Raw genomic sequence first — 13,454 nt, 5'->3', positions numbered from 1 at the left:
TATTTGGTCTAGGAAGTAACTTGATTTTCTTTTTTCGATTGATCCATGAGTGCTTCTTCTTTTAATTCAAAGATATATTCTGAGATCCTCATAATCACTTTTTTCCAGTCTTCTGGTGTGATGATTCCTTTTAAAATATAGATTTTTTTGATATGAGAAGGCAATTGTTTCAAAGGGCAGTCGCTGATAACGATGTTGCAGTTCTCCATAAAATCATTTTGTATTTTGATCGATTCATTTGAAAAAATTTGTTCTATCTTAACGATCAGATCTTTACTGATATAGAAATCACGCGTATAGTTCACACCAATCACAATTCGCGGCTGTTTTTTGTAGCGATCATACAAATGTACTAGGTCTTCAACCATCCATTGCACATTTTCCTTTTCTAAAATAACTGGTAACAAGTGTTGATTTTGTTCTCTGAAATCCATATAAAATTGTTCAATGGCGGTTTGGACTTCTTTCAATACGCTATGTTCTTGATAAAGCATGAAAGTAGGAAGGGGCGTATTTGGTTGATTGAAGTTAAGAAATCCATTATAAAGTTTATTTCGTGCGAATGCCAATGAGTAAAGAATCTTTTCTTTTTCAGGTATAAACAAATCAAATACAGTACAAAAGGACTCCACCATTTCTCTTGAATAAAGAACATGAGGAACGTTTGCTTTTTTTAAAAGTTTGTATTGCTCCAAGCTTGTTTCTTCCGATTCGATTTTCGTGATAGAAAGTCGAGCTAAAATATTCACTAAGATGCGTTGTTCGCGACAAATTGGCAGATTAGGTCGCAAAATATCTACAGAGGGATCAATAAAAAAGTCAATATATTCATACTCTGTGAATTCTTTTTGTACGTCTTTCACAGAAGTTGCAGGAAAATTCTCTTTACATATTTTTAATAGAAAATATAATTTATCTATCATACCGCTATTTAGTCGGTCAAGTACTTCTTTTTTAAAAAAAGTATTCATCATAAAAGCCACTACTTGCGGATCTTCATCATAAAATTCTGTAGCAGTACTTGAAAAGATGTTCCAATAAATATCTAATGCTGCATATTGAATTTGTACCTCTTTTCCAGAAAAAGACTTTCTGCCGTTATTAGAAAAGGAGATAGACAAACCGTACAATGCTAAAAATGCATTAATCTTTTTCATTTTCGTATACAAATAAGAGGCACTATAGTTTGTTTGCTGACTTAAACTGATAATCGAATTTGTCTGACAGCTGAACAAAGAAGTCAAGATCTGATAACTGACTGATTCGTTGCAGTATCTTCCAAATAGACGATAATAGCAGTAAGCCGGATCAATTCCTTCAAAATTCAACTTTAAAAAAGGTTTTTGCTTATCAATATGCAGTTCTGTTAGATTGAGACGCTCAAAGTCTTGTTCTAATTCTTTGATGTATAGTAAAAAATTTGATTCAGACATATGGAAATGATCTGCTAAATATTGTGTAGTAATAAAGAAACGATGTTCAGATAGGAAAAGAAAAATATCTAATTTTGTATTGCTTTTTTTCTTCAAGAGAAACGTTTTAATCGCTTCTTGAGTTTGCATGAAAGAGGCTCCTTTTTACTTAAATTGTTAAAACTTGAAAATATTACTGTTTTTTTCATAAATTTAGACAAAAAAACAGTAAACATATAGGTAGAATCTCTACTATCTTATTTCTTGCATACAAAAAAATCAAGGAGTGAGAGAGTTATGAGATATTCAACCATCTTAATATCAACATTTGCAGCCTTAAGCTTATCGCTTACTATAAATCAGACAGTCCACACAGAGGAGATAGAAACAGCCAAATGGACAGAAACCAAGTGGGCCAACGTCAATCGAATTACCTTTCAGGATGAATTTTCATCCTTCAATTCAGGAGTCGCAAAATTAAGAAAAGGACAAACAGCGACCATCAAAGCAAAAATTGACTATTCGGGAGACTTAGCACCTATACTACAATCAGCTGTTACATTTGAGAATGTTGATCCCGCTTTGTCGATTGGCTATGACGAGAACACTTTGACTATCCAACACAAGCAAGCGATATTTACCTTCACCGTTACATTAAATCAGGACTTGTTAAAACCAGCGCTTTTTACTGTCAAGGTATCAGATGGACTACCGAACGATCATCATCATTTAACGCCGTATAGTCAGCGGCAGACAATTGAGCAAGATTCAGCTATCGACTCAGGAGGAGATCTTGTTGAAGAACCAACAGATAAACCAGAAAATGAAAATAAGCCAGAAGTACCGCCTACAGAAAATCCAGACGGAGAACAGAAACCGGAAATAGAACCTGGAGAAGAACCCGATACAGAAACTCAACCAGAGCCAGACAATGAATCAAAACCTGAAATAACCCCTGGAGAAAAACCAGAGGTAGCCCCAGAAGAAAAACCAGATGTAACTCCAGAACCAGATACGGATTCTGGAAACCAAACAGTACCGGAAACAAATCCAGACACAGATAATGAAACTGAAAATCCAGAAAAACCAGAGGTAGATCCAGAAGAAAAACCAGATGTGACTCCAGAACCAGATACGGATTCTGGAAACCAAACAGTATCGGAAACAAATCCAGACACAGATAATGAAACTGAAAATCCAGAAAAACCAGAGGTAGATCCAGAAGAAAAACCAGATGTGACTCCAGAACCAGATACGGACGCAAGAGACCAAGGAATACCAGAAAAAATAAACAAAAAAACAATTCAAGAGGATGGAAAAAAAGAGAGTAAAAAATCAAATCTAGCAATTCTAAAAATAAATGAAGAGCAGCTGAATAAAAAATCACGAATATTTGATAGCGCCCAATCAGCTGAAACCTTAAAAAGTAGCAAGGATACAACCTTTGCTAGTCCTGAAACGAAAAATAAACAGCTACCAAAATCCGGAGAGTCACAAAATAAAGTTATACTGTGGAGCGGAATCATTCTATTAAGTATAGCAACAATGCTTTCTGCAAAAAGATTTAAACAAAACAGATCTCTCTAACATTTGAATAATGTCTTTGAACGCATTTTTCAAATAAAAAGAAATATCCAGAAAACGACCCCAAAATACCAGATTGAAATCTGATATTTGGGGTCGTTCATACTTTATCTTTCTTCATATTTATTTTAAGGGATATCTGTTTCTTTTGGAAGATGGTTCGGGATCTTTTTCACTTTCAATACATCTAAAAAGAAGGTAAAGATCGGAATGCCGACAATCAAGCCCCAAACGCCAAAGAACCGTTCGCTAACAAGTAAGACCACAAATGTATAAAAAATCGGCAGTTCTGTTTTGCTGGACATCAACTTCGGATTCAGCACATAAGACTCAATTAGATGGACAATCAAAATCGTAATCAGGATATAAACAACATCTCGGATGCCTCCTTGGGAATAAGCTATGAAAGATAGAGGAATACAAGAAATGATAACACCTGCTACTGGGATCAGACTTAAAATGAAAATCATGATCGCTAAACTCAGCAGCTGATGAAAGCCAAATACAGCCAAGGCGATTGTAGTGAGCAACGTGTTTAAAAGAGCAATAACAAATTGAGCTTCTAATACCAAACCAAATGTATTGACAAACTTATCGGCAAAATAGTAAATATCTTGAAAGAACCAAGAAAATTCACTTTTTAAAAACAATCTTGAGAATACAATTGTTTTTTTCTTTTCAATCATAAAAAAGAAACTTAAGATGAATGACATAGCAAACGCCACTGCCATTTTTCCTATATCCTGTAAATAGCCAAGCGCAATCGAAGCGCCATTTTGAAGCTGTTCAAAAAAATCGTTTCGCTCAATATAAGTATGGATATATTGTAAAACAGGATCTGCATCTTTTGGCTGATGCTCGTAAAAATCAATAACGGACTGGATCATATCAAATGTTTGATGAATAAGCATCGGGATATACTTTGTGAATGCCAGATAGATAAGGTAAACGATCAGTGTATAAATCATGATAGCTAAAACACCTGTAGGGATTCGGACAAATCGCTGAATGATTTGAACAAGATGAATCATCAAATAAGTAAAGATAAATGTGAGCAAAATGGTTGTAATCATACTTCTAACTAAGAAAAGAACAAAAACGACAAATAATAAAACAGTGAGACGGCGTATTTTTTCATTCGCCAAAAAACGCTGATAAACGGTCAAATCGACAACCTCCAAATAACAAAAAATAAACACGTTATTCATTATATGATGGAATATGAAAATAAGAAAGAGAAAGAGCAAAAAGAAAAACCGCTAAATGACGTTATCTTATGAGTTGGTTTTCCTCATAAAATCGTTCATCTAGCAGTTTCAGCCCTTTTTCTGGTCTTGATGAAAATTATCTAGCATTTTTCGGGTCAGATGTTGCAGTGTATCCAATTCTTCCTGTTCAAGTGGAAGATAAGACTTGATCTTTTGTGGAATACCTTCTGCTTGTTTTTGCAACGCAGCACCTTGAGGAGTCAGCGTAACATTTACGATTCTTTCATCACCCGTTTCACGCTGACGATTAATATAATTTTTTTCTGCTAACTTTTTTAGTAAGGGAGTCAGCGTACCAGAATCCAGACACAAATCATTTCCTAGCTCTTTCACTGAAGTCTTTTTCTTTTCCCATAAAACTAACATCACAAGATACTGGGTATAGGTAAGATTCAGCGGCTTGAGGAGGGGAGTGTAGTGTCTAATGATTTCCTTAGAGGCGGCATATAAAGGAAAACATACTTGATTAACTAAATATAGATCTTCCATTTTTCCACCTCCGCTGTTTTACTATAGTGTATCATAGCGGATTTACACAAAAAAGTCTATTCACTAACTGCTTTCAGAGTAACTTCTATATTTCCAGCTGTAGCTTTTGAATACGGACACACTTTATGCGCTGCCTCTAATAATTCTTGCGTTTCTTCCAGAGAAAGACCTTCGATAGATCCTTCAATCTCTACACCTAAGACAAAGCTCGTTTCACTTTCTGAATAAAGGGAAACTTGTGCACTGACAGTAGAAGCCCCAGAGATATTTTTTTGCTGTTTGATCAATTCTAATGCACTGTTAAAACATGCACTGAAACCAGCTGCAAACAATTGTTCAGGGTTGGTTGCATTTTCGACGCGTTTACCAGGAGCTGCAATATTCAATTCGAATGTACGATCGGGATTATGAACTTCTCCAGAGCGTCCGCCTGTGTTGATCATTTTCGTAGAATACATTTTTTTCATAAAATTACCACCTTTAATTATATTTTATACAATTGAATTTTACACAATATAATTGTGAAAAGCAAAGAAATGGATTGGCATAAGATAAATAAGAGAAAGCACATGAAACAGACGCGCTTTCTCGAATAGCAAACATATACAAAAAATATCAGAGACAAAAACTAATCTCATCATAAACATTACATATATTTCTCAAAAAGTTGTTTTCTTTCTTCAAAACTTACTTCACGATGGACCTGATGAAGCATCCATAAATAACCAAAAGGATCTCTGAACATTGAGTTAGTCACACCAAAGTCCATCATTTCTGTCATTTCTTGAATCTCTACACAGCCATTTCGTAATGCTTTATTATGTGTGTCCTCGATATCAGAGACGATGATATTGAACCAGATCGTATTTGGATGTTCAGCAGTAGGAGCAGTCAAACCAAGAGACGTGTTTTCATCCAGCATATGGAATCTCGTGCCATACAAGGTAAAAATGACTTCATTATTGCCTCTAGGGTAATCTGTTGCCTCAATCAGTTGTATTTCATCAAAGATTGTTTGATACAGTTCTAGTGCTTTCAAACTATCATTTAATACAAAATCGATTTCCGTTCCTTTATGCATAAAGATCTCCTCTCCTTTTCAGTCGAACAGTTACTAGATTCTTTTATTATACCAGTTAAAGAAAACGCATTCAAAAAAATAGCGGATTTACTTACCAACTCATTCGATTGGATGATAAGTAAATCCGCGTCCCATTACTTCTGCTACGCTGCTGACAATGACAAAGGCACTTGGATCGATTTCTTCTATCAATGGTTTCATTCGGGAAAATTCATGATCAGTCACAACGATCAATAAAACCTCTTTTGACTTTCGATTATACCCGCCTTTTGCCTCTAGCAGGGTAAGGCCACGTCCAATCTCAGCACTTAAGCGAAGGCGGATGTCTTCCAAATAATGTTCACTCATGACCATAACAGATTTCTTTCGATTGATACCTGTTTCGATATAAGTCATGACAATTGAAGTGATTGCAATAGATAAAATAGCATAAAGAAACTCTTCTATTCCAAAAACAAACAGATTAAGAGAAACAACGAATGCGTCTGTAAAAAATAAGCCAATCGAAGTATTCAAGTGGAAATATTTTTTAAAAATGAGGGGAGGGATCGTCGTACCGCCGCTAGAAGAGTTGTTTTTATATAAAATCGCAACTCCTAAAGCAAAAATCGCACTTCCAAAAATGACAGACAACAACCGATCTGAAGTAATCATTGTTTCTGGAACTATTGCAATGATTAAAGGAAAAACCAAGCTTCCGAAAAGTACTTTAAAAAAGGGTTTTTTACCTAAAAATAGAAGAGCTAGTACCAACATAACGATATTCAACACTAAAATAACTATAGCTCGGTCAAATCCTAAAGCAGCTTCCAGTAATATTCCTAGACCGCTGACACCTCCAGCAGCAATATGATGAGGCCCTAAAAACATATTGATAGCGACTCCTAATATGAAGAGGGCAAAAATAATTTTAATGTATGTCCATATAAATTGTCTCGTTTCTTTCATTTATCCACTTCCTTAATTCATTAATAATACTCTTATCTTATTATAACTTACTTTTCACCTTAAGTTAACTTTAATTAATAAAAAAATTAGGCTAGTCTAAATTATTATGTTTCATTCTTCTAGAATATACTTCTACGTTAAAAACTGTTAAAAAACTTTTACTTTAGAAAATTGGAGAAATTGATCGCTTAAGATAAATTCAGGACACTAAATAGTACAGGAAGTAGATTAAAACTTTTAAAAGTTTTAAGTCTATCTATTTGGCAAGTTTAAAAAATAAAAATTCGGTATCAAAAAACTGTTACCGATAACATTTTTGAAAGCGTTGTCTTTTGTTTCTCTATCACTTATAGTGATGACGTCATATTAAAACACAAGGAGGAAATCAATGGATACAGCTGCAATTTATCATCGACCGGAAAGTGAATATGCATTTCTATATACGAATACAAGATTTCGTATTCGGCTTCGTACTAGGAAAAATGATATCAAAAAAGTATATGTGCTTTGTGGAGATCCATATACCATAACAACTGAAAAATGGTATCAAAAACAACGACCAATGAAAAAATGTCTAAGTACCAATGTTCATGATTATTGGGAAATTGAAGTGACGAGCGAAACAAGGCGCTTACAGTATGCGTTCCATGTTGTTGGGGAAGATAACACGGACTGTTTTTACGGTGATCAAGGAATTTTTCCTTATCGAGAAAATGTGATTACTGAACCAAATTTTTATTTTCGAATACCTTATTTTCATCAAATCGATCGATTCACTATTCCAGAATGGGTAAAAGAAACAGTATGGTATCAAATTTTTCCCGAAAGATTTGCAAACGGGGACAAAGCAAATGACCCCGAACACACTTTACCTTGGGGAAGTAAAGATCCAGACCGAGAAGACTTCTTCGGGGGAGATTTGCAAGGTGTGAGGGATCATTTGGATTACTTGACGGACCTTGGCGTCAATGGCATCTATTTTTGTCCCATATTTAAAGCCACATCCAATCATAAATACGATACGATTGATTATTATGAGGTGGATCCCGCTTTTGGCGATAAAAAACTTTTAAAAAACTTGATTGATGAAGCACATAAAAGAGGGATACGTATCATGTTCGATGCTGTATTCAATCATATGGGTGTCCATTCACCACAGTGGCAAGACGTTCTCAAAAACGGAGAAAAATCGATCTATAAAGACTGGTTCCACATCCGTTTTTTCCCAGTAGATTCTTATCAGATGACTGACTTACCAGAAACTGCTGAAAATATCCCATATGATACTTTTGCTTTTACTCCATTCATGCCGAAACTAAATACAGCAAATCCAGAAGTGCAAAAATATTTGCTGGATATCGCAACTTATTGGATAAAAGAATTCGATATTGATGGATGGCGTCTTGATGTTGCTAATGAAGTCGATCATCATTTTTGGAAAAAATTCAGAGAAGCAGTTACAGAAATCAAACCAGACATCTATATCCTTGGAGAGATTTGGCATTCCTCTCAAGCTTGGCTGCAAGGGGATGAATTCCATGCAGTGATGAATTATGCATTTACAGATTCGATTAAAGATTATTTTGCAAAAAAGAAAATCACAGCTTCACAAATGGTCAGTGGAATGAATCATCAGCAAATGCTTTACAGAGATCAGGTGAACGAAGGAACATTCAACTTATTAGATTCTCATGATACTGCCAGGATCTTGACCCTTTGCCAAGGTAACAAAGAATTGATGAAGTCTGTGATGGCCTTTATGTTTCTTCAAAAAGGGTCTCCTTGTATCTATTACGGGACAGAAATAGGGATGACTGGTGAAGATGACCCGGATTGCCGCAAATGTATGATATGGGAGAAGGAGGAACAAGATCTAGAGCTATTCGGTTTTATAAAAGAACTTGTTTCTCTAAGGAAACAGTTGTCTAAGATTATTTCTGAAGGTTCTACTCAGTGGCTAATAGTAAATGATCGTGAAGATAAGCTCTATTTCACACGGGAACTAGAGGGACAGATCATCTATGTTTACTTTAATCAGTCAAAAGAACCTTGGGTAGTAGAACAGGAAAATGAGGTGATTCTTAGTCAAAATTGTCAGTTGTTAGAAGACGGGAAAGCAGAGATACGACAATACGGATTTTTGATCATGTGTTGAAAACTGTTACCGGTAACAACAAGAAAGCGTTTGCAAATGAAGATTTGTGCCCATTATAATAAGGGTGTAACAGCACGTTGAATACACAGGAGGAAATGAAGATGAAAAAAAGAAGTGTGAAACAGTTGGGTTTAGGGTTAATCTCTTTAGGAATCTTAGGCGGATTAGCGGCTTGTGGCAATGGTAACTCTTCAGCAGAAGGGGAAGCCGATGAAGGAAAAACGTTAACAGTTTCCGTTGATTCTGGATATAAAGATTATATAAACGAAATAAAAAACACTTTCGAAAAAGAAAACGATGTGAAAATCAAGCTAGTAGAAAAGGACATGTTCGATCAGTTGGAATCATTAGCGTTAGATGGGCCTGCTGGAAAGGGACCTGACGTTATGATGGCAGCATATGACCGGATCGGTGCGTTAGGACAGCAAGGACATCTGGCGGAAGTAAAACTGGGAAATGAAGCAGCTTACGATGAAACAGACAAAGCCCAAGTGACTTATGATGGAAAAATCTACGGAGAACCTGCAGTAATCGAGACCCTTGTTTTGTACTATAACAAAGATTTAGTCGATACAGCACCATCAACGTTTAAAGATTTGGAGAATCTATCCAAAGACAGTCGTTTTGCTTTTGAGTCAGAAGCAGGAAAAAATACAGGATTTTTAGCTAAATGGACTGACTTTTATTATTCCTATGGTTTAATTGCAGGTTACGGTGGCTATGTATTTGGTGATGATGGTACAAATCCTTCAGATATCGGTTTGAATAATGCAGGTGCTGTAGAAGGAATCTCTTATGCAACAGATTGGTTCAAAAATGTTTGGCCAAAGGGAATGCAAGACATAAAAAGTGCAGGAGACTTCGCCAGCCAGCAATTCATGTCCAATAAAACTGCAGCAATCATTGACGGTCCATGGCAAGCGCAAACATACAAAGAAAACAATATCAATTATGGTGTAGCCAAAATTCCTACTCTAAATAATGGACAGCCTTATCAACCGTTTGGCGGAGGAAAAGGATGGGTAGTCAGCAATTATGCTAAAAACAAAGACCTCTCTCAAAAATGGCTTGATTATGTAACGAATCAGGAAAATCAAGAAAAATTCTTTGAAATGGTAAATGAAATCCCTGCAAACCAACAAGCTAGGGAAACAGCAAAGGCTAAAAACGATGAATTAACAACAGCTGTGATTGAACAATATGAAACAGCTCAAGCGATGCCAAACATCCCAGAAATGGGCGAAGTTTGGACAGGTGCAGAAAACTTGATGTTCGATGCAGCATCAGGTTCAAAAACACCAAAAGAATCCGCAGATGAAGCAGTAAAAACAATCAGTGAAGCCATAGAACAAAAATACTGATTAAAATGATAACCGTCCATTTTTATAAAAAATGGAACAGGTGCTTCAGATAAAAGTGGCAAGAGCGAGATGGAAAATTATCTTGCTCTTGTTGCCATTATCTTAAAAGCAGTTTGCGGTTTAGCAAGTTTAGAGGGGGCATTCAGATGCAGCAAGATAAAACAAGCAATATCAACGAAAAAAAAATCACGCTTTGTTCACTTATTCCAGGGATGGGGCAGTTTGTAAATGGCCAAGCTTTTAAAGGTATCGTTTTTTTCGCCATATTCGTCCTATTCATTGGTCAGATGCTTCTGGGCGGATTTCATGCATTGGTAGGATTGGTTACTTTGGGAAGTATACCAATGGAAGATCATTCATTATTTATTTTGATTGAAGGCACTTTGCAATTCATCATTACAATCATTTTCTTGATTTTTTACGGTTTGAATCTTTTAGACGCTTATCGAGTAGCGAAGATGCGTCAAGAGGGCAAAAAAATCAATCGGACGATGAAGGAAGTCATACATAATATAGGTGATGAAGGTTTTCCTTATCTATTGACACTTCCCGCTTATCTTCTCATGATTTTTACGATCATTTTCCCAGTCCTAGTTACATTGTTCACTGCATTTACTAATTATGACTTCAATCATATTCCACCAGCCAGTTTGATTGATTGGGTAGGGGCTAAAAACTTTTTTAGTATCTTCTTTTTAAGCTCATATCGTAATACTTTTTTTGCAGTCTTTTCGTGGACCGTGATTTGGACTTTATGTGCAACAACTTTGCAAATCACCCTTGGTATTCTCACAGCGGTTGTTGCTCACCAGAAATTTATTAAATTCAAACGTATTTTCGGTATCATTTTCTTATTACCATGGGCGGTCCCAGCTTTTATTACTATCATGAGTTTTTCGAATATATTCAACGACAGCGTAGGAGCCATCAATACTCAAGTGATTCCTTTCCTAAACCAGCTTCCTTTTGTAGATATCAGTGCAATCTCTTGGAAAACAGATCCCAACTGGACGAAAGTAGCAATTATCTTAGTGCAGGGCTGGTTAGGATTTCCCTATATCTATGTGATGGTTACAGGAATCTTACAATCGATTTCAGAAGACTTATATGAAGCAGCAAAAATCGACGGAGCAAATGCATGGCAGCGCTTTTCAAACATCACGCTTCCTGCTGTCTTCCTAGTGGCAGCGCCAACATTTATTACACAGTATACGGGGAATTTCAATAATTTCTCCATGATCTATCTGTTTAACAATGGTGGTCCCGGAAGCGTAGGCGGAGGAGCTGGTTCTACTGATATTCTTATTTCCTGGATCTATAAACTTACGACTGGAACTTCTCCGCAATATTCTATGGCTTCAGCAATCACGTTGATTATCTCCATCATCGTTATCTGTGTGTCATTGCTGGTATTTAAAAAGACAAATGCGTTCAATATGGGGGATTAACAATGAAAAAATTTCATTCGAGTGCTCGATTCCAAAAACGACTTTCTCACTTTTTTACTTACTTTTTTCTTTTAATACTGTCAGTCATTATCATCTATCCGCTTTTGATCACAGCAAGTACTGCCTTCAAGTCAGGAAATATTGCAGCTTTTAGTTTAGATCTTTCAAGTGACTGGACTTTAGGAAACTTTACTCGGCTATTCAGTGAAACACTTTACGGGACTTGGTATAAAAATACGTTAATCATCTCTGTCCTAACGATGATCGTACAAGTAACTGTAGTAACTTTAGCTGGCTATACGTATAGCCGTTATCGTTTTATCGGCCGCAAATCAAGTTTGATGTTCTTTTTAGTGATTCAGATGGTACCGACTATGGCAGCATTGACTGCCTTTTATGTCATGGCTTTCCTATTAGAGGCGCTAGATAAGTACTGGTTCTTGACGATGATCTATATAGGCGGTGGGATTCCAATGAATACTTGGCTGATGAAAGGATACTTTGACACAGTACCAATAGATTTAGATGAATCTGCTAAACTTGATGGGGCAGGGCATTTCAGGATTTTTTTCCAGATTGTATTACCGCTTGTCAAACCGATGCTCGCCGTTCAAGCATTATGGGCTTTTATGGGACCTTTTGGGGATTTCATGTTAGCTAAGTTCCTGCTTCGTACACCTGAAAATCAGACTGTTGCTGTCGGCTTACAAACATTTATTTCTGATGTGACAAACCAAAGAGTCTCTCTTTTTGCTGCTGGGGCAATTTTGATTGCACTACCGATTTGTCTATTATTCTTCTTTTTACAAAAGAACTTTGTTACCGGCCTGACATCTGGCGGAACAAAAGGATAGGAGCAGAGTATCATGCAAACATTTCCGTTAAACTATTTTTCCGCATTACGTACGCCAACTCAAGTGTTTGCGGGACGCAAACTATTATCATGGCCTAAATTTTTCTTGATATTTGTATTTTTAGTTTCCTTGATGGTTATGCCTGTGACTCTTTTTTATGCCAATCAGATCCAAGCGATTCCATTAGAACAATTTCTATCCGTTCATTCGCTGATCGATGAACAAGGAACCAAAAAATTTTCTGAACTTGAATTATCTGAAACTGGGTTACAATCATCGCAACAAACGATAGCTGTGACCCCTGAAATTTTGGTAGGTGTGTCTTTATCTGAGAAACAACAATCCGATCATGGAACTTTTATTGATTTTGAGAAGGAACAATGGGTGATCCAACAAAAGGATAAATCTGGTATACGCCGCTATACGATGAATTATAGCCCATCTTTCCAACCAGATTCTGTACGTACGCCCGAAGATTTCCAACGATTTTTAGAAAGAGAATTTTATGCCAGTAATCGTCCAACAATCATTTTATCTTATAGTTTAAGTCTTGGTCTTGTCCTACTTGTCATGACGAGTCTCATTTTATTCGGGGCTTCCTTTTTCTTGTGGATGACAAGAAAAAGCCAACTTTCATCCATTCATACATTCAAAGAGAGTGCAAATTTGATGCTGAATGTTATGGGAATAGGTTCCATGGCAGCAGCAGTTGTAGGGTTTATCCACTTTGACTTTATCTTGATGCTAAGTGTCCAAACAACGATAACTGTCTTGCTGCTTTTATGGGTTTTTGTCAAAACAAGATTCAAAGATAAGCGTGTCGAATGACAAGTTTAAACGATTTATGCGACAAT

The 13,454-nt window shown here is 36.3% G+C and carries 12 protein-coding genes; 6 read left to right on the top strand and 6 right to left on the bottom strand.

The features are described 5' to 3' along the window. Window positions 1-8: 8 nt before the first annotated feature. Window positions 9-1,562 (bottom strand): helix-turn-helix domain-containing protein, encoded by a 1,554-nt coding sequence (locus tag IGL15_RS07350; RefSeq protein WP_002288171.1) that lies wholly within the window; start codon window positions 1,560-1,562, stop codon window positions 9-11. A 147-nt stretch (window positions 1,563-1,709) separates the two neighbouring features. Here IGL15_RS07350 and IGL15_RS07345 point away from each other — a divergent pair, with 147 nt between their 5' ends. Beyond that, complete coding sequence (locus tag IGL15_RS07345) at window positions 1,710-2,999, top strand: LPXTG cell wall anchor domain-containing protein (protein ID WP_047929389.1); 1,290 nt, start codon at window positions 1,710-1,712, stop codon at window positions 2,997-2,999. Between the two features lie 125 nt (window positions 3,000-3,124). Here the strand turns inward: IGL15_RS07345 and IGL15_RS07340 are convergent, their stop codons facing one another. The 5 genes from IGL15_RS07340 to IGL15_RS07320 all read right to left on the bottom strand — a co-directional run bounded on the left by IGL15_RS07340 (window position 3,125) and on the right by IGL15_RS07320 (window position 6,782). After that, window positions 3,125-4,204 carry an AI-2E family transporter gene (locus tag IGL15_RS07340; RefSeq protein ID WP_002288167.1) on the bottom strand — a complete coding sequence of 360 codons (1,080 nt, stop codon included), beginning with the start codon at window positions 4,202-4,204 and terminating at the stop codon, window positions 3,125-3,127. Window positions 4,205-4,312: 108 nt separating this feature from the next. Then, window positions 4,313-4,753 (bottom strand): MarR family winged helix-turn-helix transcriptional regulator, encoded by a 441-nt coding sequence (locus tag IGL15_RS07335; RefSeq protein WP_002311986.1) that lies wholly within the window; start codon window positions 4,751-4,753, stop codon window positions 4,313-4,315. A gap of 56 nt (window positions 4,754-4,809) precedes the next feature. Beyond that, the gene (locus IGL15_RS07330) at window positions 4,810-5,220 is read right to left on the bottom strand and encodes an organic hydroperoxide resistance protein (protein ID WP_002288163.1); all 411 of its coding nucleotides are present in this window, start codon (window positions 5,218-5,220) and stop codon (window positions 4,810-4,812) included. A gap of 179 nt (window positions 5,221-5,399) precedes the next feature. Further along, entirely contained in the window at window positions 5,400-5,834 is a 435-nt protein-coding gene (locus IGL15_RS07325) for a VOC family protein (protein WP_002288162.1), read from the bottom strand. 99 nt (window positions 5,835-5,933) lie between these two features. Further along, complete coding sequence (locus IGL15_RS07320) at window positions 5,934-6,782, bottom strand: YitT family protein (RefSeq protein ID WP_002288161.1); 849 nt, start codon at window positions 6,780-6,782, stop codon at window positions 5,934-5,936. 388 nt (window positions 6,783-7,170) lie between these two features. Between IGL15_RS07320 and IGL15_RS07315 the strand changes: the two genes are divergently transcribed. The 5 genes from IGL15_RS07315 (at window position 7,171) to IGL15_RS07295 (ending at window position 13,428) form a co-directional block, all read left to right on the top strand. Further along, entirely contained in the window at window positions 7,171-8,937 is a 1,767-nt protein-coding gene (locus IGL15_RS07315; protein WP_047929390.1) for a glycoside hydrolase family 13 protein, read from the top strand. 101 nt (window positions 8,938-9,038) lie between these two features. Next, window positions 9,039-10,298: an extracellular solute-binding protein gene (locus IGL15_RS07310; RefSeq protein ID WP_002288159.1), complete on the top strand. Its 1,260-nt coding sequence runs from the start codon at window positions 9,039-9,041 to the stop codon at window positions 10,296-10,298. 146 nt (window positions 10,299-10,444) lie between these two features. Next, complete coding sequence (locus IGL15_RS07305) at window positions 10,445-11,746, top strand: carbohydrate ABC transporter permease (protein ID WP_002318365.1); 1,302 nt, start codon at window positions 10,445-10,447, stop codon at window positions 11,744-11,746. A gap of 2 nt (window positions 11,747-11,748) precedes the next feature. Beyond that, window positions 11,749-12,600, top strand: a complete 852-nt coding sequence (locus tag IGL15_RS07300; RefSeq protein WP_002288156.1) for a sugar ABC transporter permease — start codon at window positions 11,749-11,751, stop codon at window positions 12,598-12,600. 12 nt (window positions 12,601-12,612) lie between these two features. Further along, entirely contained in the window at window positions 12,613-13,428 is an 816-nt protein-coding gene (locus tag IGL15_RS07295; protein WP_047929392.1) for a maltodextrose utilization protein MalA, read from the top strand. The last annotated feature ends 26 nt before the right edge of the window (window positions 13,429-13,454 follow it).

The sequence above is a fragment of the Enterococcus sp. DIV0436a genome (genome assembly GCF_051711605.1).
GTDB classification, from domain to species: domain Bacteria; phylum Bacillota; class Bacilli; order Lactobacillales; family Enterococcaceae; genus Enterococcus_B; species Enterococcus_B faecium.
Note: the sequence above shows the minus strand (reverse complement) of the source record. Positions and strands in the feature narration are given on the sequence as shown.